Genomic DNA, 19,787 nt, shown 5'->3' with positions numbered 1-19,787 from the left:
TAATTATAACTCAAAGTCATTTAAAATAAAATGTCCGGCTCATGAAAATCTTCTATTAAGTGCAAGCTCCATGACATCCCGCAGAAACTCAGGCATAAAGTATTCTTTTTCGTTTTGAACGAACTGCGGAAAAAAACGTCCAAACGTGTACATATCAAGGGTCGCCAGTGTATAAGACTTGTGGTCATCTACTGGCTGATCGCCTACAAAAAACTTTCGTTCAGACTGAATATAACCGATATGATCCGTCACATACATACCGAAGACGTCGCCTCTGAAGCCAAATCCTTTGACGATTTCATCACGGAACTCATGCTTACTGCTCATGGCGATGACTTCTTTCAGTTCTCGTCCGGACAGCGTGATTTTAACAGGATTGATCGGATGCGGCAGCATCTTATGCAGGTCATATTTGGTTAAACTGCCGCCTTCGTAACCTTGCACGATCAGCCCTGAATTAATCAATGCGCAGTCTGCATCCAGTTCCACTCTCAGCTCATTTGCCAGGAGTGCTGTCGCGTATGATGCACTATACAGTCGTCTCGGCAGACTGACCGGACTTTGATGGATGACTTCGCTGAGAAGTGCACGGCCATCCTCATAATAATGATCTTCACTATTCGCCAGTTCATCTGTTTCAATCAGTCTCGCGTCCTTTTGAACAAGATGACCCTCCTCAAATTTCAGCTTGATTTCACCGATGTATTCACCATATCTACCTGCCGCACCAATCAGGACACCATTGACCCGTTCACCTTTTTCGAAATGATGATGGGTATGAGCACCAAGAATGAGATCAATACCCGGGATTTCATCAGCAATACGACGATCAGCGAACATACCCAGATGACTCAAGATGATGACAACATCACATTCACTACGAATTGCTTCTACCTGCTCGCGAATGGCTTCCAGCGGCTCTGTAACCTGCCAGCCGAGCGCCTTATAAAAAGGTGTGAACTCTGCTGTCGCACCGATAAAACCGAGCTTAATTCCATTAAACTCATCGATGACATTAAGTTTGATATGACGGGGTAATCGTCCTTCCATATCGAACAAGTTGCAGCATGTCACTTCAAAGTCTGCTTGATCATAAAGCGCATTGAAGTCATCATGCGTCAACGTGATGCCCTCATTATTCCCGACAGTTGCTACTTTGACATGCGCTTCATTCAGCAGCTCAACATTTCCTTTACCAAGTGTCCCTTCAGTATAAGGATGACTTCTGTCTACATGATCACCAAGATCGACATAATAACTATCATCTGGCCGGTCCTTCAAGTAGCGGATGATTTTATTGAATGTCGATAGATGACTGTGAATATCATTTGTATGATAAAGTTTGATTTCCATTTTAATCTCCCCTTTAAATCATGCTTTTTATGATCAGATAGACACCGAGTGCCAGCATGATAAGTCTCAGCATCAGAACGACTGTCTCTGATTTTGCGTGTCTATTGATCTGTACACCAATTGTCGCACCGATAAAACTGGAAATGATCAGAATAATCGCATAATGCCAGATAACATTGCCCAGTACGATATGGCTGATAGCACCAGACAGACTGGAGAATAAGATCATCAGCATACTGGTGCCGACTGCGATATGCGGCGGGAATCTGAACGCGATAATCATCAGCGGTGTCACCAGTGCGCCGCCCCCAATACCAAACAAACCGGTCAGACAGCCGACAAAAAACGTTGCAATGACCGCAGGAACAGATGCAATACTGTATTCATAGGTCTGCCCTTTCGCATCAGTGAACGTGCGCATGCGTTCTGGATTCTGAAAAAGCTTGATCGGTTTAATTTTATCCCGGAACATCAGCACGATACTCATGAAAATCATCAACAATCCGAAGTAGAGATTAAAGCTTTTTAATGTCAGAAAATGACTGAGGTATGCACCTACGATTGCGCCTGGAATAATACCAATTAAAAACAGAAATCCTGACTTGATATCGACTTGTTTTGCTTTAATATAACCGATTGAAGCAGATAATCCGGTCGCAATGAGGATGACGGTCGACGTCCCAATCGCTGTCTGCGGGGTGATGCCCGCTAAGAGCCTTGCCCCTCCTAAAAAGATCAGAGACGGTACGATAATAATGCCACCGCCAAGCCCAACTAAAGAGCCAAGAATAGCTGAGCCGACGCCAAGTAATATAAGTAGTACGATAGACATCTTGTCCTCCTTAGAACAGCGACAGCTGCTGTGCATTCAAATGATCATAATCAATTCCCAGAATCTCTTTCATCCGCAAGGCATTACCTGCTGCGTGTCCACCTGAGTTGTTATTGAAGATGACATACACTTCTTCTGCTTTCTGATCGAGTATTCTGAACTTCGCTGCCAGACCCTGCAATTCTTCCTCATTATATTCGTATAAATAGCGAACATCCCGCCATTCCTGATCCGACATATCTTTCTTTGTCCAGCCTGCAACATTTCTGCCATGCAGTCTGACAAGCGAAATCGGGTGCGTCACCCTATTCACCATCGGAATTGAACCGTGACCACTCTGCGGTTCGTCGCAGACAGAATGAATCAGTTTATTCTCATAAAGAAAATGCAGTGTATTTTCTGTCATCTCCCCCGTAAACCAGCTATCATGACGAAATTCGATAGCGATAGGCATTTCTCGCAAGTGCTGCTTCAAATATAGTATATAATTAATGTTCTGGGTATTACAGTCAAACCAGGGTGGGAACTGAACCAGTACCATAGCGAGCCGGTCTTCTTCAATCAACGGACCCACCATCAAGTTAAACTGTTCAATCAGCTGGATTCTTGAATCTGCATACTGCTCTACTTCTGCATGTCCAGTCAATGCCTGGTGGATTTTAACGACGAACTTGAAACGGTCCGGCGTCTCACTGATCCATTTACGTATATTTCGTTCTGGCTGCACGGCATAATAACTCGCATCCAGTTCTACAGTCGGAAAATAACTGCCATATGTATATAATTTATCTTTTTTATTCGCCAGTTCAGGATATAATGTATCATGATCCGACCAGGCGGTTAATCCTATATTTATCATCATTATCACCTAGCCTAATCATATCATAAGTAGGCATGACACTCCCTAGAAAGGAACCTTAAAATGACGACCATCCAACTTGAGAAAATTAATGTTATTCGTAATGATCATCATATTCTGCATGACATTTCCTGCCTGTTTCCTTCCGCTACAATCACCGCACTCATCGGGCCATCAGGTGCAGGCAAAACGACTCTACTTAAACTACTGAACGGACTGCATAGCCCGACTTCAGGAGAAATTTATTTCAATGACAAACCTGTATCCACTATGAACCTGCTGGACCTTAGACGCCATGCCGGCATGGCTCTGCAGAGTGCGCCGATGCTGCCAGGTACTGTCTTTGATAATCTTAATCTCCCAAGAACCATTGCTGGAGATGCACTAAAAGAAGAAGAAGCGGTCCGTCTCCTCGCGCAGGTTGATTTAGAAGATGTGCCATTGACACAGGACATCAAATCATTATCAGGGGGCCAGCGTCAGCGTCTGTCTATCGCACGCACACTCGTCAATCAACCACGCGTTCTTCTGCTCGATGAAATCACTTCGAGCCTGGATCCAAGAAGTGTGAAAGAAGTGGAAAAACTTATCCATTCTATTCATAAGAGTCAGCAAGTCACCATTATCTGGATTACGCATGACGTTGATCAGGCAGTCCGTGCGACAGACCGCTATATTATGCTGAAAGACGGTCGTGTAGAACATACAGGTGACTCTAATACGCTGCTGCATAGTGACGTTCCAGCGGTCAGAGAATTTATTGAAGGAGAAGAACTATGACCATTCTACAGCTTAGTCTGACGATCATCTTCGTCATTATTCCTTTAGTCCTGAGCGCTTACTTGAAACTCGGTCTTGAAAAAGATATTGTCATTGCAACTATACGCAGTACTATTCAGCTCTTTATCGTCGGCTATATTCTGACATTTGTCTTTGAAGGTAATCATCCCATCTATATTCTGCTGATGATTTTGCTGATGATCACAGCAGCGACCCAGAATATCATTAAAAAAGGCAAGGGCATCAAAGGCATCACATGGAAAATAGTTGTGACACTGGTCACGGTGGAAGTGATAACGATGGGCATCATGCTCGGCTTCCATATCATTCCGTTTGAAGCACGATATGTCATTCCTATCAGCGGTATGGTTATCGGTAACTCTATGGTTCTATCTCTTCTGTTCCTGAATCGCTTCTTAAGTGAAATTCGCAATAACGATGAACAGATTGAACTAATCTTATCACTCGGAGGTACGAATAAACAGGCGATTCATAGAAGTCTGTTGTCCGCTATTAAAAGCTCGATGATACCGACGATTGAAAGCCAGAAAACGATGGGTCTTGTACAACTTCCGGGTATGATGAGCGGGCAGATTATAGGTGGGGCAGACCCTATTGTAGCCGTTCAGTTCCAGCTGCTCATTCTTTTCCTGCTGTTAACTGCAGCCACCTTATCAAGTGTGATGGTTGGCTTCTTAAGCTATCCGACACTGTTCAATGAAAAAGAACAATATCTAGGTGAATATCAAAAATAAAGGACTGAACTATTTTGTTCAGTCCTTCTGCTATTTAAAGATGTTCTTCTTGACGAGAAATACATAAGTCAACGCCATCAGAATGAGTGCAACTGATACTGTGCCTAACCACGTCAACTCCGGCAGATCAACGTTCATACCGAAGAAACTGAAGACAAGTGTCGGTAAAGTCAGGAACACTGTCACTAAAGTGAGAAGCCGCATGATATTATTCATTTCATTACCGATAAGTGAAGAATAAGAGCCAGCGATACTCTCAAGGATATTCGTATACAGCTCGGTTGTGCTTAAAGCCTGTGTATTCTCAATCATCAAGTCTTCAAGGAGTTCCTTATCATCATCATAAAGCTTGATTGAACGGGAACGGAATATCCGTTTAATCGTATCTCCGTTGGCCGTCAGTGAGGTCAGGAAGTATACTAAACTTTTCTCAAGCTCCATCAGTTCATAGAGCTGCTTATTCGTCAGTGACGTTCTTAAGTTACTCTCAATCCGGAGACGTTCACGGTTCAGACGCTTCAGTGTATTATTGTACATCGTCGCGACGGTGAACAGCACTTCCAGCAGGAATCTCGACTTCATGCGCAGATCAAAACGACGATTCATCAGTTTGTTGAACATCTCATGTTCACGAGAACAAATCGTGATGATATACCCTTTACTTAAGATAATCCCGATTGGTACAGTGATATATGATAAAGTCTGCTTGATGTTTTCATCTATAATCGGGAAGTCATTGATGATCAATGTACTATTTGTTTCTTCATCATATTCAATACGGGCACTTTCTTCAGGATCAAGCGGATCTTCCAGAAATTCTATCGGGATATTAAAATACTCCGCTACTTCTTCCATCTCATCTCGGGATGGTTGTGTCATGTTGATCCAGTTATTCGGCTGGAATCGTTCTGCCTTAATGATTGTTCCCTCTTCTGAATTAATAAATGTTTGAATCATAAGATGTCTCCTTTCTTTCTGTCGTCGTTAACATAAAAATCTTAACGCAATTTCGCTAATAAAGATACCATATTTTTCACAAACTAAAAAAAGACGAGTAGGATACTCGTCTTTTTTGTATGGATTAACCGATTGACCCTTCCATCTCGAACTTGATGAGACGGTTCATCTCTACTGCATATTCCATCGGTAATTCTTTTGTGAATGGTTCGATGAAGCCCATAACGATCATTTCAGTTGCTTCTTCTTCTGAGATACCACGGCTCATGAGATAGAATAACTGTTCTTCAGATACTTTAGAAACTTTCGCTTCATGTTCTAAAGAGATGTTGTCGTTCATGACTTCGTTGTAAGGAATGGTATCAGAAGTTGACGCGTTATCCATGATCAATGTGTCACATTCAATATTAGAACGTGCACCTTCAGCATCACGGCCGAAGTGAACGATACCGCGGTAAACGACTTTACCACCTTGTTTAGAAATTGATTTAGAGACGATTGTTGAAGATGTATTGGGTGCTTTATGAATCATTTTCGCACCCGCATCCTGAACTTGTCCTTTACCTGCTAAAGCGATTGATAACGTCATACCACGTGCGCCTTCGCCAAGTAAATAACATGCCGGGTATTTCATCGTCAGTTTAGAACCGATATTACCATCAATCCATTCCATCGTACCGTTTTCGTAAACGAATGTACGTTTTGTAACGAGATTGAAGACGTTGTTTGCCCAGTTCTGAATGGTTGTATAACGGCAGTATGCGTCTTTCTTAACGATGATCTCAACGACAGCTGAGTGTAATGAATTCGTTGTATAAACAGGAGCTGTACAGCCTTCTACGTAATGTACACTTGCGCCTTCATCTACAATAATCAGCGTACGTTCAAACTGCCCCATATTTTCTGAGTTGATACGGAAGTAAGCTTGAAGCGGTGTATCAAGTTTAACATTCTTCGGTACATAGATGAATGATCCACCTGACCATACTGCTGAGTTCAGCGCTGCAAACTTATTATCTGCAGGCGGAATAACTGATGCAAAGTGTTCTTTAAAGATGTCTTCATTCTCACGTAATGCTGAGTCAGTATCTTTGAAGATAATGCCTTGCGCTTCTAAGTCTTCCTGCATATTATGGTAAACAACTTCAGATTCATACTGTGCAGAGACACCTGCAAGATATTTCTGTTCTGCTTCAGGAATCCCTAATTTATCAAACGTCTGTTTGATTTCTTCAGGTACTTCATCCCAAGAACGTTCTGTATGTTCTGATGGTTTAACATAGTAAGTGATTTCATCAAAGTTCAGCTCTGATAAATCGCCGCCCCACATCGGCATCGGCATTTTGTAGAACTGTTTTAAAGATTTTAAACGGAAGTTGAGCATCCATTCAGGTTCTTCTTTCATTTTAGAGATTTCACGCACGATTTCTTCTGTCAGACCACGTTCTGAACGGAAAATCGATACATCTTTATCATGGAAACCATATTTGTAATCGCCCACATCTGGTGCTTTTTTAGCCATTTGGTTCACTCCTTATTCTTCTTCTTTTGTTCCTTTTTCAAGTGCTTTCCAGGCAAGAGTGGCACATTTAATTCGCGCAGGGAACTTTGCGACACCTGATAATGCTTCGATGTCACCCATTTCCTCTGTAATTTCATAATCGTTGCCAAGCATCATCTGACTGAATTCATGCCCCATTGCTAATGCTTCACTGATGGTATGACCTTTAATCGTCTCGGTCATCATTGAAGCGCTGGACATTGAAATAGAACATCCTTCGCCGTCAAACTTTGCATCTTTGATAATATCGCCTTCCACGTCAAGCGTCAGACGAATGCGGTCTCCACAAGTCGGGTTGTTCATATCAATCGTCAGTGAACCATCTTCAATAACCCCTTTATTACGAGGATTTTTGTAATGATCCATGATCACTGAGCGATAAAGTTGATCTAAATTGTTAAAACTCATAGCTGAAAAACTCCTTTGTTTTTTTCAGGCTATCCACTAGCAGGTCAATTTCTTCTTTCGTGTTGTAAATATAAAAACTTGCACGTGCAGTAGAAGACTGATTCAGCCATTTCATAAGAGGCTGTGCACAGTGATGGCCTGCACGGATAGCGATGCCATCAGAATCAAGTGCTGTCGCAAGGTCATGAGGATGAACGCCTGCAAGGTTGAAAGTAATCAACCCTGCACGCTTATCTGGACCAGGCCCATAGATTTCAAGTCCTTCAATCTCAGACATTTTGTCATAGGCATAAGAAGTCAGTTCATGTTCATATTTCAGAACTTCATCCAGACCAATTGATTCCAAATAGTCGATTGCTGCATGTAAACCGATTGCTTCAGCAATCAAAGGTGTTCCTGCTTCAAATTTAGTCGGCAGTTCGGTCCACGTTGAGTCCTGCAGACCTACGAAGTCAATCATATCGCCGCCGTATTCAATCGGTTCCATTTTGTTCAGTAATGACTTACGTCCGTATAAGACGCCAATACCTGTAGGACCGACCATTTTGTGGCCACTGAATGCATAGAAGTCAACATCTAAATCCTGCACATCTACTGTCATATGAGGGACAGCCTGAGCACCGTCTGAGACCATAATAGCGCCTTTATCATGTGCGAGTTTAGCAATCGCTTTAATGTTATTGATAGTACCGAGCACATTAGACACATGCGCAACAGAGACAATTTTAGTTCGGTCTGTAATCGTCGCTTCAACGTCACGTAAATCAAGTGTGCCGTCTTCCTGCATCGGAATATATTTTAAGACGGCTTTACGTCGTTTAGCAAGCTGCTGCCATGGTACAAGATTCGCATGGTGCTCCATCTGTGTAATAACGATTTCGTCGCCTTCTTCAACCACCATATCACCATAGCTATGTGCGACTGTGTTGATCGCTGTCGTCGTGCCACGAGTGAAGATGACTTCTTCAAAATACTGTGCATTGATGAAACGGCGGGCCGCTTCACGTGCACCTTCGTATCCATCTGTTGCACGTGTGCCGAGTGTGTGAACACCGCGGTGAACGTTCGCATTTTCATGATTGTAATACTGGTTGATTCTATCAATGACCTGCACCGGCTTCTGACTAGTCGCCGATGAGTCAAGATAGACGAGCGGTTGTCCATTCACTGTTTCATTCAAGATTGGAAAATCCGCTTTAACTTTATTAATATCGAATGGTGCCATTAGATCAGGACCTTTCTGTTATTTAATCGCTACTTTCTGCTCGATAACATCTGTCAGCTGACGACGTACCGCTTCAATCGGTAATTCATTAACAACCGGTGCTAAGAAACCGTGAATCACTAAACGCTCTGCTTCTGCTTGAGAGATACCGCGGCTCATAAGATAAAAGAGCTGCATAGGATCCACGCGTCCTGCTGATGCTGCGTGTCCTGCTGTTACATCATCTTCATCGATCAACAGGATTGGGTTCGCATCCCCGCGTGATTTCTCTGATAACATGAGTACACGAGATTCCTGCTGAGCATCTGCTTTAGTTGCACCATGTTTGATATAACCGATACCATTAAAGATTGATGATGCGGCATCTTTCATGACACCGTGCTTCAGAATATGACCGACAGAGTTTTTACCATATTGAATAATCTGAGTGGTAAAGTTCAGTTTCTGTTCACCGCGACCGACTACAACAGTTTTTAAGTTACTTGTTGAGTTATCACCCATTAAGTAAGTCGTATTATCGTTGATTGTGTCACCGTCGTTCATCAGACCAAGTGACCAGTCAATCGTTGCATCTTTATGTGCAATACCGCGACGGATAACATGTCCAGTAAAGCCTTTCGCTAAGAAATCAACCGTGCCGTAAGTGATTTTAGCATTATCATTCGCGATAACTTCAGAAATCACGTTCAGTTGTCCAGCTGCTTCTTCTACTGTTGATAAATAGTTCTCGACATAAGTCACTTCAGAACCTGTATCCGCTACAATCAGTAAATGGTTGAAAAGGTTCGCTTCTTTATCATCATGTAAGACAACCATCTGAATGGGTGACTCAATGACCACATTTTTAGGTACGTAGATGAAGAGTCCACCGTTCAGCAGTGCTGCATGAAGAGCCGTTAAACGATGTTCATCGACTTTAACGCCTTCAGTCATGAAGTACTTCTGAACAAGTTCAGAGTGCTCTGCCATCGCAGAATGAATGTCTTTAATGATGACACCCTGCTCTGCTAATTTGTCGTCTACTTTTAGGAAAGCAGGCGTGTTGTTATGTTGAACGTACAGGTTTTCTACCGCTTCAACATCAATGATTGATTTCACTTCTTCTGGCAGAGCGTCTGTCCCGTCAAAAGTATCGCTATCTGTTGCGTGGTAAGTCACGTCAAAATTCCAGCGGTCCAGTCTCGTTTTATCAGGTTTAGGCATATCGATAGAATCTAAACGGTTAAACGCATCTTCACGAATAGCCGTCATCCATGAAGGTTCATTTTTTGATTGTGATAAACCTTTGATTTGTTCTAAGTTGATGTCACTCATTTCAGTTCCTCCTTATTCAGCTGCTTCATCCTGAATGTTTAATTCTTGTTTGATCCAGTCATAACCTTCTGCTTCAAGACGCTGAGCAAGTTCTTCTCCGCCTGACTTAACGACGCGACCTTGCATCATCACGTGTACGAAGTCTGGTGAGATGTAGTTCAGAAGACGTTGATAGTGAGTGATGATCAAGCAACCGAAGTTTTCGCCGCGCATTTCATTGATTCCTTTTGATACGACTTTAAGCGCATCGATATCGAGTCCTGAGTCAATTTCATCTAAGATAGCAAATTTAGGTTCTAACATCATTAATTGAAGAATTTCGTTACGTTTTTTCTCCCCGCCAGAGAATCCTTCATTTAAGTAACGTGTTGCCATATCAGGGTCCATTTCAAGGAATTCCATCTGTTTATCCATTTTTTTAATGAACTGCATTAAGTTGATTTCCTGACCTTCTTCACGACGAGAGTTAATCGCTGAACGTAAGAAGTCTGCATTTGTCACACCTGAGATTTCAGATGGATATTGCATCGCAAGGAAAAGACCTGCCTGCGCACGTTCATCTACTTCCATTTCAAGAACATTTTCGCCATCAAGTAAGACTTCGCCTTGAGTGACTTCATATTTTGGATGACCCATGATCGCTGATGATAGAGTTGATTTACCTGTACCATTTGGTCCCATGATAGCGTGAACTTCACCTTGTTTGATTGTTAAGTTTACACCTTTTAAAATCTCTTTTCCTTCGATTGAAACGTGTAAATCTTTAATCTCTAATACTGATGCCATTTGTGTACCCTCCACGAATTATAATTATTTTAAACTCTTAATAGTTTATAATGATTTTAATTTACAGTCAAAGACTCTTAAATTCATTTACTCAATTATTATAACGTAAATAGAATGATTGTTAAATGGATTGAGACCATTTCATTGAGAATCGTGGTGGAGTGATTGAAAATAAAAAACACTCAGCACAAGGCTGAGTGTTAACTATTAGTTTGCAGCAATAACTGCACCTTTATATTTCTCATCAATAAATTTCTTAACGTCATCAGATTGAAGGGCTTTGACAAGTGCTTTGATTTTAGCATCGTCTTTATGACCTTTCTGTACAGCGATTAAGTTAGCATATGGTGAGTCTTTATCTTCAAGTGCGATAGAATCTTTAACCGGGTTCAGTTTGTTATCAAGAGCGAAGTTAGAGTTGATGATGACCGCATCTCCTTCACCATTGTTAAATGATTTCGGTAAGAATTCAGCTGCCTGCTTGTTGTTGAATTTCAGATTCTTTTTGTTTTCAGCGATATCTTTGAATGTCGCTTTAACCGGGTCTGTTCCTTCTTTTAATTTAATTAAGCCTGCTTTAGTGAAGAATGATAAGAAACGACCTTCTTCAGCTGGGTTGTTTGATACGAAAATTTCAGCGCCATCTGGTAATTCGTCTAATGATTTATACTTTTTAGAGTATACAGCCATCGGTTCGATGTGCACGTTACCAGCTGATTCTAATTTGTAGCCTTTTTCTTTTGTTTCAGTATCTAAGTATGGTGTGTGCTGGAAGAAGTTAGCATCTAATTCACCATCATTTAACAGGCGGTTAGGTGTTGTGTAGTCGTTGATGATCTTGATATCAAGCTTGTAGCCTTCTTTTTCAAGGATTGGTTTAACTTGTTCAAGCAGTTCTGCGTGAGGGGCTGGTGAAGCGCCTACTTTAATTGTTTTATCTTCTTTACCACTTTCCTTTGAGTCTGAACCACATGCTGTCAGAACAACAGCGAATAACAGAGTGAGTGCAAATACTAAAAATTTCTTCATCGTTTTTCTCCTTTGTTTTTTATATTTAACGTTTATCCGTGCGCTTCGCAAGGAAGTCACCGATAAACTGTATTGCAAAGACAATCAGCAGAATAAAGACAGTTGAGACTAAAATCACATCATTCTGACTGCGGGTAAAACCAACTAAATAAGCAAGGTTACCGAGTCCGCCTGCACCGATGACGCCGGCGATAGCCGTTGCACCGACAAGCGAAATCGTCGTGACAGTGATACCTGAAATAAGTGCAGGCATCGATTCACGAAGCAGTACTTTCCAGATCAATGTCCAGCGGCTTGCGCCCATCGCTTCTGCTGCTTCAATGACACCCTTATCGATTTCTTTCATACCGATTTCAACAAGACGAGCATAGAACGGTGCAGCACCGATGATCAAGGCTGGAAGTGCACCTTTAACCCCACTGATCGTGCCCATCAGGACATTTGTGAACGGGATGAGGAGCAGAATCAGGATAATAAACGGAATCGCCCGGAACAAGTTGACGAAAAATGCCATGATGTTATAGAAAATCTTAGCACCTTTTGATTTACTGCGTGACGCAAGGAATAACGCCGTTCCGATAATCAGACCAAATACAAACGTAAAGATGGCCGAGATAATCGTCATATAAAGAGTTTCATAGACTGCGACCCAGACATCCGGCCAGACCACATTTTCAAAGCTGAACATTTCTCTCAGCGTGTCCATCATTGTATTATCCACGTCTTTCCACCTCCGCTTCTACACCATGCACCTTTAACTCATCGAACATTCTCTCGACGTCTGCAGTCAGTGCAGGAACATGTACAATCAAATGGCCGAAAGAGCCGTTTTGCGTATGCTTGATGTTCCCTGCAAGTACATTCGCATCCAGATCGTATTTTCTGATCATACGACTGACAATCGGCTGCCCCGTAGAAGAACCGACAAACTTCAGTCGAAGGATTGCACCTGTCGGATAATGCGCCATGATTTCATCGATAGAGGCTTCGACTTCAGCATCTTTCAGATCGTCTTTGACAAAACGCTGCGTGACGCTGGATTGTGGGTTTTCAAACACCTGCATGACAGGTCCCTGTTCCACGACACGACCATTTTCCATGACAGCGACTTGATGACAGATTTTACGGATGACCTGCATCTCGTGCGTGATCAGAATAATGGTCAGGTTGAGCTGGCGATTGATGTTGACTAACAGATCCAGAATCTCGTCTGTCGTCTGCGGATCGAGTGCACTCGTCGCTTCATCACAGAGCAGGACAGTCGGGTTATTCGCAAGTGAACGGGCAATACCGACACGCTGCTTCTGTCCACCTGATAACTGAGAAGGATAAGCATTTTCACGTCCTTCAAGCCCCACCATACGAATCAGTTCATTGACACGTGCCGTACGCTCCGATTTAGAGACGCCGGCGATTTCAAGTGGAAATGAGATATTATCGAATACAGTACGTGACCAGAGCAGATTGAAATGCTGGAAAATCATACCGATCTTCTGTCTTTTCTTTCTAAGGTCAGTCGGACTGAGTTCTGCTATGTTATCGCCACCGACAACCACATCACCTGTCGTCGGTTTTTCAAGACCATTAAACATACGGATTAGCGTACTTTTACCTGCGCCTGAAAAACCAATGACACCATATATTTCACCTTCGTTGATCGTCAGATTGACATCATCAACGGCAGTAATCGTTCCTTTCTTCGTTGCAAACTGCTTAACTACTTGATTTAACGTAATCACTTACGTACCTCCTTTAAATGAATAAAGCGTCTTTCCCGTAAAGAGAAAGACGCAATGAGTTCATCGTCTCTCATCTTCTAAAGCTCATGCTTTATGTGAATTGGCACCATGTCATAAGACGGTTGCCGGGCTTCATAGGGCACATCCCTCCACCACTCTTGATAAGAGTTATATTCAATTGTTATACATATTAGACTACAATATTTAAATCGTCAATACTTTCCGAATAATTTCATAAATATTTGTGACAGATTCGAATCGGTAGACTGTCTCCACAACTTCATCATCTTTGACAATGAGAAGAACAGGGACACTTATCAACTGATAATTCTGCGCCAGAGACTCCGCAAAATTTAAATCTACTTTCATGATATTGACTTCAATCAGCTCTGGAATGATATCTATCATGCGCTCTGCAACTTTACAAGTGCCACAGAGCGGCGTGTAGCCGAATATCACATAATCACCAGACGGGGCTGAAGGCAAATACTCGCTGACTTTCATCTTCTACTTCCAGACCTTTCACTTCAAACTCATGTTTCATTAATTTTTTGGCAAGGTAATCAACAGGACAGCGGCCGACTTCACCATAAGTCGGATCGATATAGATATGCTTACATTCACTTAAATGACGTTTGAACCAGCTGCGAATGTTCTTTCCAGCTTTATCAGCATCGGTCATCACGTAGACATTATGACCTGTCAGTTCATCGAGCATTTCATCCATTTTACTGATTCCCATCGTGCCGTTCGTGCAAATAATATGTACAGGTTCAGATAAAACTTGTTGTAACTTTTTCTTGTCAGACTTGCCTTCCACAACTATGACTTTACTGATTACAGACATCTCATCACCTTTTCATATGCAATTATAAAAAAAATCCTTGATAAGAATCTTATCAAGGAAATTATAGCATTTAAGCGTTAATCATTTCATCATATTGAGCTTGATCAAGTAACTCATTTAATTCATCGTCACTTTCAGTCTCAACTTTGATCATCCAAGCATTTTCGTATGGAGATTCGTTAACGAATTCTGGAGAATCTTCAAGTTCGCTGTTTACTTCTACAACTTTACCACTAAGTGGAGCGTATAATTCAGATACTGTTTTAACAGATTCAACGCTACCGAAAGGTTGTCCTGCTGAAATTTCATCGCCAACTTCTGGAAGTTCAACGAATACGATGTCTCCAAGTTCTGATTGAGCGAAGTCAGTAATACCGATTGTTTTTACGTTTCCTTCTGATTTTACCCATTCGTGATCTTTAGAATATTTTAAGCCTTCAATAGTTGCCACAAAAATCCCCTCCTAATAATGATTACACTCTAATAATGACATAGCATGACGGGTTATTCAACTTTTTTTATAGCCAAATCTGACGATATTGTTCTTCCTTGAATCCAAGTGTTATCTGCTTCCCGTTAGTCGCAAGGGGTCTTTTAACAAGCATACCGTCCGATGCAAGCAGATTTAATTTTTCTTCCAGTGATAACGTTTCCAATGTTTCTTTTAATTCAAGCTCTCGGAACTTGGCGCCCTGACGATTGAATAACTGATCGACATCAACACCTGTATCGTCAACCAACTTCTTGAATTCAGCAGCAGTCGGTGTCAGTTCAACAATATTGACCGGTTCAAAACTGACACCATGCTCCTGAAGAAATTGAGCTGCTTTTCTACATGTTGAACAATTAGGTAACTGATAAAATTTTAGCATCGTCTTCCTCCATACAGTAAGATAAAACAATAGTACCAATATTTTGACAATAGAACAAATGCTTCTTAAGCTCATCGTTTATTTTTTGAGTGATGATGGTATATACTAAATACAAATACAAAAAGGAGCATGACTATGAGAACAATAAGTCAATATGCAGAATTCGAAGAGATTATTAACCAGGATGAACAGATTATCGTAAAATTCTTTGCTGACTGGTGCCCGGATTGTTCAAGAATGGATTACTGGATTGATCCAATCGTTGATGAGTACCACGATATTACATGGTATAAAATTAACCGCGACCAAGTACCTGAAGCAGCTACAGAAAATGATGTCATGGGCATTCCAAGCCTTTTGATCTTTAAGAATGGCGTAAAACAAGCGCACCTGCACTCAGCCAATGCGAAGACACCTGAAGAAGTTAAAGCATTCTTAGCAGAACATATCGAAAAATAAAAGCCGGCTATGCCGGCTTTTTTCATTAGAACTCACTGATTAAGTTACTGTTTTTACGTGGCTTGTCTTCCAGTTGCTCAGGCAGTTCTGTCAAATACACTAATCCATAGATCATTTCATCATCATGAATGCCAAGCGCTGCATTAAACTTAGGCTCAAACATACTGGCCGGTGTCTTGATACAGCTGCCGATTCCTGCGTCAAAGAGCAGTAACGATAATGTCTGCATATAGCCCCCGATAGCGAGCACGTCTTCAAGGCGCTGTTTCTGTCTGCGGTCTACCGGACCTGCAATAATGAGTATACCACCGAGCTTTTGAGCCATCGCCGTAAAAGCCTGTCCTTTTTCATTATCATTTTTAAAGTTGACTTCAGCAAAGAGTCGCCCATATTCTGATAAGCGGTCTTTTTTCACCCATATAATGCGCCATGGTTCACGCATACCATGGTTAGGCGCATAAGCTGACAGCTCAATCGCCTGCTGAATCTGTGCATCCTCAAAATAACTATCTTGCTCAAATTTCTTGATACTTCTTCTATTGATAATAAAGTCTTGAATAGACATGAGAAAAGCCCTCCCCTAGTTGATAACTATTATCAATTATAGAGAAGGGCTATTATTTTGTAAATGCTTACTGATAAATCTCCATCAGTGCTTTCAGCTGCTGAACATGAAGCTGTCCCGGAGCTGCTTCCTGACCGATATGGCCATAAGTCAGGGCAGAGCCAAATGCGCCTCCTGCCAAACGGCTGAGTTTGCCTTGTTCACCCATCGCTATTCCGACGATGTGATGATCAGAGTCTTGCTTTGTTTCGTAGACAGCTGTCAGAAGCTTAAGGACATCTCGCCCGTCTTCAGGCATGACCGCAAGCTTACTGTAATCCACATTCAGCTGCTGCATATGCTGATAAAGAGCTTTCATTTCCTTTAAGCTAGGGGTGTGATCCATCTCGTGATGAGAAACCAGCACCTGAATACCTTTGTCATGCGCCAGTTCAATCAGTTCGTTACGTAAATCTTCATACAGGAAAAGTTCGATATCAATAATATCGATACCACCCGCTTCAATAATGGAACGATTGAGTGCGTAGTATTCATTAGGTTCGAGCTCGCCTTTACCCCCCTGGCCATGTGTGCGATAAGTAAAGATGATAGGCAGATTACTGAATTTCTCTTTTAATGTTTGCAAGTCTTCCAGATAATCTGAAGTCTCTTCTCCGCCACATAAATCCGCTCTATACTCGATAATGTCAATAAAGAGTTCATTATCTTCTACTTTTTTGTACAGGTCTTCCCACTGGTTCTTATCAGCGGATAAGGTCACCACTATTTTAGATTTCACATTCACTTTGTCCATAACGTTCCCTCCGTTCTCATTATAAATATATACCATTCAAATACATGAAGTAAACGAATAAAAGAGCTCTGAACTAAGTTCAGAGCTCTGATCATTTTATTGTTGATTGACATAGTTTGTCGGATCGACTGAGTACTCATTGCCGACCCCACCTGCCATGCGCTGGAAATGCAGATGCGGTGCAGTAGAATTACCTGTGCTGCCTGATAAACCGATCTGCTGCCCTGCAGAGACAGATTGTCCTGCAGAGACATTCAGTGAATTCATGTGCATGTACCACTGGTAATAATTGCTGTTCGCTTCTTTAATTGTAACCTGGTTACCACCACCGTAGTTACTCCAGCCCGCTTGAATAACCGTGCCGTCAGTCAGAGAGTAAACAGGTGTATTCACAGGCATATCATAGTCAACACCATAATGTGCCCCGCCGCCGTAATATTGACCGTATGGCTGCATTTTACTATAGCTCTTCAGCCAGCTGCTCGTTGCTTTTGCGTTATCAGTTTGAGCTGTTTCAGCTGTCTTCTGTGATGAAGAAGCTTGAGATTGTGGTTGAGTTGCGTTTGCTTGTGTTGAAGCAGTGTTTTGTGTTTGAGTTGTTGGTCGGGCTGCAGACTCATTATATGACTGAGCTGAAGGACTTACGTTTGTATGGCGTTCAGCCACTGGTTGTTCTGTTTTTTCTTCATTGACATTCACAGAAGTCGGAATCTGAGTCATATTCACATTACGGCTCGGCTGCGTAATATCGTAGCCCTCTTTTTCGATTGATTGATAAGATTGAGATGCTGAATAGTTATTATCCGGAATAAACATTTTCAGTTCGCTTTTCGGGAAATAAAAATAATGCTTTTTATTATTGTGATCTGTTAAATAGAAATACCATTCTTTATCATCAAACATACTTTGGTCCCATTTACCATCTTTAGTATGGTGATAATCTCCTTGCATATCTTTTGTATAGTACGAACCGTATTCATATGAATATCCTTTCACGGCCTCGTGAACGATTTCATCTGCCTGAACGTCATAACCTCCTGCTGAATAAAGTGCGAATCCTACACCAAGAGCTGAAGCTGCCATTAATTTTTTCATAAGTTCATTTCCTTTCGAATTTCGTGATAAATTAACTTTAGCAGTATAACAGTTTGAAATAAACACATGTAATTGCTTTGTAGCCATCTCTTAAAATCGTAACAAAGCCGTTAAAAACATAACAACAGAATGACAAGCTGTAATTATTCAGACAATAAAAGTATAATAAGTATACTAAAGGAGAGAAGGAGACATTTATGGATTATTATCATATGGTTGATGTTGATAGATTGGAAGCATTTACTAAAATAATTGAAAAAATCGATCAGCACATCCCTCGTGAATTCACTAAAATGGAAGATTATGGAGGTGTTAGCTATGTCGTACCTCACTCCATCTATCCACCTGGTTACCACTGTACGCCTGAAAAACCATTACCGTTTCTTTACGTTGTCGCACAAAAGAAACATATCGCCATCTATCATATGGGTCTCTATGCAGATGTTGATCTTCTGAAATGGTTCCAGGATGAATATGCTAAGAGAGACCCCACTAAACTGAATATGGGAAAAAAGTTGCATTCGCTTTACGAACGTTAAAAAGATTCCTTACGATTTAATAGGTGAACTTGCTGGCAAGATGTCTGCAGAGGAATGGATTGTACGTTATGACACCATGAAAAAAAGCCGCTCATAATGAGCGACTTAAGTAATGGAGACGGCGGGAGTCGAACCCGCGTCCAAAGATCCTGCAGTTAATACTTCTACGTGCGTAGTCACATTATTGTTTGTTCGCCAGCAAGCTGAGAATGGACACCCGACTTGATGGCTAGCCCGATTGATCTCTTCTGTTCAGACTCCAGGCGGAAGTGAACAGCGTATCCTACTTAAGGTTGAACCTCTACATCAGGCACATAGGCGATGCTTGAGAGAGGTGCAGAGTGCGATTAGGCAGCTACTGCGAAATTGTTTGTTTTGCCAGTTATTATAACTGTTGTGTTGATGACGAAGACAACCCTCCGGCACGCTATACTAACCCAAGTGACCCCTGTCGAATCCGTAACGCCCCCTGGATAGAAAGTTGTTATATTAAACTAGCAACATATAGTGTAACAAAATGAAGAGTGTGATGCAAATAACTTGCATCACACTTTTTTAGTATCTTCCTTTCATTGCACGATCTACTTCGCGCTTAGCTTCTTTCGCTTTTAAGGCATGACGTTTATCATAATCTTTTTTACCTTTAGCGAGTCCTAGAAGCATCTTGCAGTAACCGTTCTTGATATAGAGTTTTAAGGGTACGAGCGCATACCCCTGCTCTCTTGTTTCTCCGAACAGTTTATCAATCTGCTTACGCTTGAGCAACAGTTTACGCGTTCTAAGCGGATCGTGATTGAAACGGTTTCCTTCTTCGTAAGGCGCAATATGCATGTTGTAGACATACATTTCACCTTGATACACACGTGCATATGAATCACGTAAGTTCGCACTGCCCCGTCTGATAGATTTGATTTCTGTCCCTTTCAGTTCAATGCCCGCTTCGATTGTTTCTTCTATCGTATAGTCATGGCTCGCTTTTCTATTCTGAGCGAGTGTTTTGCCGTCACCTTTTGGCATAC

At 41.7% G+C, this 19,787-nt stretch carries 24 protein-coding genes, 1 other RNA gene and 1 riboswitch; of the genes, 4 read left to right on the top strand and 21 right to left on the bottom strand.

The features are described from left to right. Positions 1–39: 39 nt before the first annotated feature. The 3 genes from MGG13_RS03505 to MGG13_RS03495 are packed head-to-tail and all read right to left on the bottom strand — an operon-like array spanning position 40 to position 3,044. The gene (locus tag MGG13_RS03505) at positions 40–1,353 is read right to left on the bottom strand and encodes a bifunctional metallophosphatase/5'-nucleotidase (RefSeq protein ID WP_239035387.1); all 1,314 of its coding nucleotides are present in this window, start codon (positions 1,351–1,353) and stop codon (positions 40–42) included. A 13-nt stretch (positions 1,354–1,366) separates the two neighbouring features. Next, positions 1,367–2,185 (bottom strand): sulfite exporter TauE/SafE family protein, encoded by an 819-nt coding sequence (locus MGG13_RS03500; RefSeq protein ID WP_239035386.1) that lies wholly within the window; start codon positions 2,183–2,185, stop codon positions 1,367–1,369. Positions 2,186–2,195: 10 nt separating this feature from the next. Continuing rightward, positions 2,196–3,044, bottom strand: coding sequence for a DUF72 domain-containing protein (locus tag MGG13_RS03495; RefSeq protein ID WP_239035385.1), 849 nt, complete (start codon positions 3,042–3,044; stop codon positions 2,196–2,198). Between the two features lie 63 nt (positions 3,045–3,107). Between MGG13_RS03495 and MGG13_RS03490 the strand changes: the two genes are divergently transcribed. Next, positions 3,108–3,824 (top strand): ABC transporter ATP-binding protein, encoded by a 717-nt coding sequence (locus tag MGG13_RS03490; protein WP_239035384.1) that lies wholly within the window; start codon positions 3,108–3,110, stop codon positions 3,822–3,824. Next, positions 3,821–4,579, top strand: a complete 759-nt coding sequence (locus tag MGG13_RS03485; protein ID WP_239035383.1) for an ABC transporter permease — start codon at positions 3,821–3,823, stop codon at positions 4,577–4,579. The genes MGG13_RS03490 and MGG13_RS03485 overlap by 4 nt, the downstream gene beginning before the upstream one ends. A gap of 30 nt (positions 4,580–4,609) precedes the next feature. On the opposite strand, the gene MGG13_RS03480 is transcribed toward MGG13_RS03485, so the two are convergent. From MGG13_RS03480 to MGG13_RS03420, 13 genes are all read right to left on the bottom strand, one after another. Continuing rightward, on the bottom strand, positions 4,610–5,536 hold the full coding sequence (locus MGG13_RS03480; protein ID WP_133430774.1) for a magnesium transporter CorA family protein: 927 nt from the start codon (positions 5,534–5,536) through the stop codon (positions 4,610–4,612). A gap of 124 nt (positions 5,537–5,660) precedes the next feature. Next, positions 5,661–7,058, bottom strand: coding sequence for a Fe-S cluster assembly protein SufB (gene sufB, locus MGG13_RS03475; protein ID WP_133430775.1), 1,398 nt, complete (start codon positions 7,056–7,058; stop codon positions 5,661–5,663). A gap of 12 nt (positions 7,059–7,070) precedes the next feature. After that, on the bottom strand, positions 7,071–7,505 hold the full coding sequence (gene sufU / locus MGG13_RS03470) for a Fe-S cluster assembly sulfur transfer protein SufU (protein WP_239035382.1): 435 nt from the start codon (positions 7,503–7,505) through the stop codon (positions 7,071–7,073). Continuing rightward, positions 7,495–8,730, bottom strand: coding sequence for a cysteine desulfurase (locus MGG13_RS03465; protein WP_239035381.1), 1,236 nt, complete (start codon positions 8,728–8,730; stop codon positions 7,495–7,497). Before MGG13_RS03465 ends, sufU begins: the two co-directional genes overlap by 11 nt. An 18-nt stretch (positions 8,731–8,748) precedes the next feature. After that, positions 8,749–10,044, bottom strand: coding sequence for a Fe-S cluster assembly protein SufD (gene sufD / locus MGG13_RS03460; protein WP_239035380.1), 1,296 nt, complete (start codon positions 10,042–10,044; stop codon positions 8,749–8,751). A 12-nt stretch (positions 10,045–10,056) separates the two neighbouring features. Beyond that, the gene (sufC, locus tag MGG13_RS03455) at positions 10,057–10,830 is read right to left on the bottom strand and encodes a Fe-S cluster assembly ATPase SufC (RefSeq protein WP_133430779.1); all 774 of its coding nucleotides are present in this window, start codon (positions 10,828–10,830) and stop codon (positions 10,057–10,059) included. A gap of 207 nt (positions 10,831–11,037) precedes the next feature. Continuing rightward, positions 11,038–11,859, bottom strand: a complete 822-nt coding sequence (locus MGG13_RS03450) for a MetQ/NlpA family ABC transporter substrate-binding protein (RefSeq protein WP_133430780.1) — start codon at positions 11,857–11,859, stop codon at positions 11,038–11,040. 25 nt (positions 11,860–11,884) lie between these two features. Next, on the bottom strand, positions 11,885–12,580 hold the full coding sequence (locus tag MGG13_RS03445; RefSeq protein WP_420827904.1) for a methionine ABC transporter permease: 696 nt from the start codon (positions 12,578–12,580) through the stop codon (positions 11,885–11,887). Continuing rightward, on the bottom strand, positions 12,573–13,598 hold the full coding sequence (locus MGG13_RS03440) for a methionine ABC transporter ATP-binding protein (RefSeq protein WP_133430781.1): 1,026 nt from the start codon (positions 13,596–13,598) through the stop codon (positions 12,573–12,575). Before MGG13_RS03440 ends, MGG13_RS03445 begins: the two co-directional genes overlap by 8 nt. 67 nt (positions 13,599–13,665) lie before the next feature. Next, positions 13,666–13,766: riboswitch (SAM riboswitch) on the bottom strand. 36 nt (positions 13,767–13,802) lie between these two features. Beyond that, complete coding sequence (locus MGG13_RS03435; protein ID WP_239035379.1) at positions 13,803–14,102, bottom strand: thioredoxin family protein; 300 nt, start codon at positions 14,100–14,102, stop codon at positions 13,803–13,805. After that, positions 14,062–14,445, bottom strand: coding sequence for a toprim domain-containing protein (locus tag MGG13_RS03430; protein WP_133430783.1), 384 nt, complete (start codon positions 14,443–14,445; stop codon positions 14,062–14,064). Before MGG13_RS03430 ends, MGG13_RS03435 begins: the two co-directional genes overlap by 41 nt. Positions 14,446–14,515: 70 nt before the next feature. Then, positions 14,516–14,896, bottom strand: a complete 381-nt coding sequence (gcvH, locus tag MGG13_RS03425; RefSeq protein ID WP_133430784.1) for a glycine cleavage system protein GcvH — start codon at positions 14,894–14,896, stop codon at positions 14,516–14,518. 67 nt (positions 14,897–14,963) lie between these two features. Continuing rightward, a complete protein-coding gene (locus tag MGG13_RS03420) occupies positions 14,964–15,317 on the bottom strand; it encodes a Spx/MgsR family RNA polymerase-binding regulatory protein (RefSeq protein WP_239035378.1) in 354 nt (117 codons plus the stop codon). 135 nt (positions 15,318–15,452) lie between these two features. Between MGG13_RS03420 and MGG13_RS03415 the strand changes: the two genes are divergently transcribed. After that, positions 15,453–15,776: a thioredoxin family protein gene (locus tag MGG13_RS03415; protein ID WP_133430786.1), complete on the top strand. Its 324-nt coding sequence runs from the start codon at positions 15,453–15,455 to the stop codon at positions 15,774–15,776. 25 nt (positions 15,777–15,801) lie between these two features. Here MGG13_RS03415 and MGG13_RS03410 read toward each other — a convergent pair whose 3' ends face one another. The 3 genes from MGG13_RS03410 to MGG13_RS03400 all read right to left on the bottom strand — a co-directional run bounded on the left by MGG13_RS03410 (position 15,802) and on the right by MGG13_RS03400 (position 18,229). Further along, a complete protein-coding gene (locus tag MGG13_RS03410; protein ID WP_239035377.1) occupies positions 15,802–16,341 on the bottom strand; it encodes a nitroreductase family protein in 540 nt (179 codons plus the stop codon). A 67-nt stretch (positions 16,342–16,408) separates the two neighbouring features. Continuing rightward, positions 16,409–17,134 (bottom strand): type I 3-dehydroquinate dehydratase, encoded by a 726-nt coding sequence (aroD, locus tag MGG13_RS03405; protein ID WP_165983027.1) that lies wholly within the window; start codon positions 17,132–17,134, stop codon positions 16,409–16,411. A gap of 96 nt (positions 17,135–17,230) precedes the next feature. After that, entirely contained in the window at positions 17,231–18,229 is a 999-nt protein-coding gene (locus MGG13_RS03400) for a M23 family metallopeptidase (protein ID WP_239035376.1), read from the bottom strand. A 197-nt stretch (positions 18,230–18,426) separates the two neighbouring features. Between MGG13_RS03400 and MGG13_RS03395 the strand changes: the two genes are divergently transcribed. Beyond that, positions 18,427–18,768, top strand: a complete 342-nt coding sequence (locus MGG13_RS03395; protein ID WP_239035375.1) for a DUF1801 domain-containing protein — start codon at positions 18,427–18,429, stop codon at positions 18,766–18,768. A 110-nt stretch (positions 18,769–18,878) separates the two neighbouring features. Here MGG13_RS03395 and ssrA read toward each other — a convergent pair. Further along, positions 18,879–19,238, bottom strand: a transfer-messenger RNA (tmRNA) gene (ssrA, locus tag MGG13_RS03390). Between the two features lie 85 nt (positions 19,239–19,323). Beyond that, the gene (gene smpB, locus MGG13_RS03385; RefSeq protein ID WP_133430791.1) at positions 19,324–19,785 is read right to left on the bottom strand and encodes an SsrA-binding protein SmpB; all 462 of its coding nucleotides are present in this window, start codon (positions 19,783–19,785) and stop codon (positions 19,324–19,326) included. Positions 19,786–19,787 lie beyond the last annotated feature (2 nt).

Origin of the sequence: Macrococcus brunensis (assembly GCF_022343725.1) — a bacterium.
GTDB classification, from domain to species: domain Bacteria; phylum Bacillota; class Bacilli; order Staphylococcales; family Staphylococcaceae; genus Macrococcus; species Macrococcus brunensis.
Note: the sequence above shows the minus strand (reverse complement) of the source record. Positions and strands in the feature narration are given on the sequence as shown.

Excerpts from the sequence above, each read along its gene's own strand:
- MGG13_RS03420 (WP_239035378.1), bottom strand. The coding sequence starts at position 15,317 with ATGCTAAAATTTTATCAGTTACCTAATTGTTCAACATGTAGAAAAGCA.
- MGG13_RS03395 (WP_239035375.1), top strand. The coding sequence starts at position 18,427 with ATGGATTATTATCATATGGTTGATGTTGATAGATTGGAAGCATTTACT.
- sufU (WP_239035382.1), bottom strand. The coding sequence starts at position 7,505 with ATGAGTTTTAACAATTTAGATCAACTTTATCGCTCAGTGATCATGGAT.
- MGG13_RS03490 (WP_239035384.1), top strand. The coding sequence starts at position 3,108 with ATGACGACCATCCAACTTGAGAAAATTAATGTTATTCGTAATGATCAT.
- MGG13_RS03435 (WP_239035379.1), bottom strand. The coding sequence starts at position 14,102 with ATGAAAGTCAGCGAGTATTTGCCTTCAGCCCCGTCTGGTGATTATGTG.
- sufC (WP_133430779.1), bottom strand. The coding sequence starts at position 10,830 with ATGGCATCAGTATTAGAGATTAAAGATTTACACGTTTCAATCGAAGGA.
- sufD (WP_239035380.1), bottom strand. The coding sequence starts at position 10,044 with ATGAGTGACATCAACTTAGAACAAATCAAAGGTTTATCACAATCAAAA.
- smpB (WP_133430791.1), bottom strand. The coding sequence starts at position 19,785 with ATGCCAAAAGGTGACGGCAAAACACTCGCTCAGAATAGAAAAGCGAGC.
- MGG13_RS03480 (WP_133430774.1), bottom strand. The coding sequence starts at position 5,536 with ATGATTCAAACATTTATTAATTCAGAAGAGGGAACAATCATTAAGGCA.
- MGG13_RS03450 (WP_133430780.1), bottom strand. The coding sequence starts at position 11,859 with ATGAAGAAATTTTTAGTATTTGCACTCACTCTGTTATTCGCTGTTGTT.
- sufB (WP_133430775.1), bottom strand. The coding sequence starts at position 7,058 with ATGGCTAAAAAAGCACCAGATGTGGGCGATTACAAATATGGTTTCCAT.
- aroD (WP_165983027.1), bottom strand. The coding sequence starts at position 17,134 with ATGGACAAAGTGAATGTGAAATCTAAAATAGTGGTGACCTTATCCGCT.
- MGG13_RS03500 (WP_239035386.1), bottom strand. The coding sequence starts at position 2,185 with ATGTCTATCGTACTACTTATATTACTTGGCGTCGGCTCAGCTATTCTT.
- MGG13_RS03400 (WP_239035376.1), bottom strand. The coding sequence starts at position 18,229 with ATGAAAAAATTAATGGCAGCTTCAGCTCTTGGTGTAGGATTCGCACTT.
- MGG13_RS03430 (WP_133430783.1), bottom strand. The coding sequence starts at position 14,445 with ATGTCTGTAATCAGTAAAGTCATAGTTGTGGAAGGCAAGTCTGACAAG.
- MGG13_RS03505 (WP_239035387.1), bottom strand. The coding sequence starts at position 1,353 with ATGGAAATCAAACTTTATCATACAAATGATATTCACAGTCATCTATCG.
- MGG13_RS03485 (WP_239035383.1), top strand. The coding sequence starts at position 3,821 with ATGACCATTCTACAGCTTAGTCTGACGATCATCTTCGTCATTATTCCT.
- MGG13_RS03495 (WP_239035385.1), bottom strand. The coding sequence starts at position 3,044 with ATGATAAATATAGGATTAACCGCCTGGTCGGATCATGATACATTATAT.
- MGG13_RS03415 (WP_133430786.1), top strand. The coding sequence starts at position 15,453 with ATGAGAACAATAAGTCAATATGCAGAATTCGAAGAGATTATTAACCAG.
- MGG13_RS03465 (WP_239035381.1), bottom strand. The coding sequence starts at position 8,730 with ATGGCACCATTCGATATTAATAAAGTTAAAGCGGATTTTCCAATCTTG.
- MGG13_RS03410 (WP_239035377.1), bottom strand. The coding sequence starts at position 16,341 with ATGTCTATTCAAGACTTTATTATCAATAGAAGAAGTATCAAGAAATTT.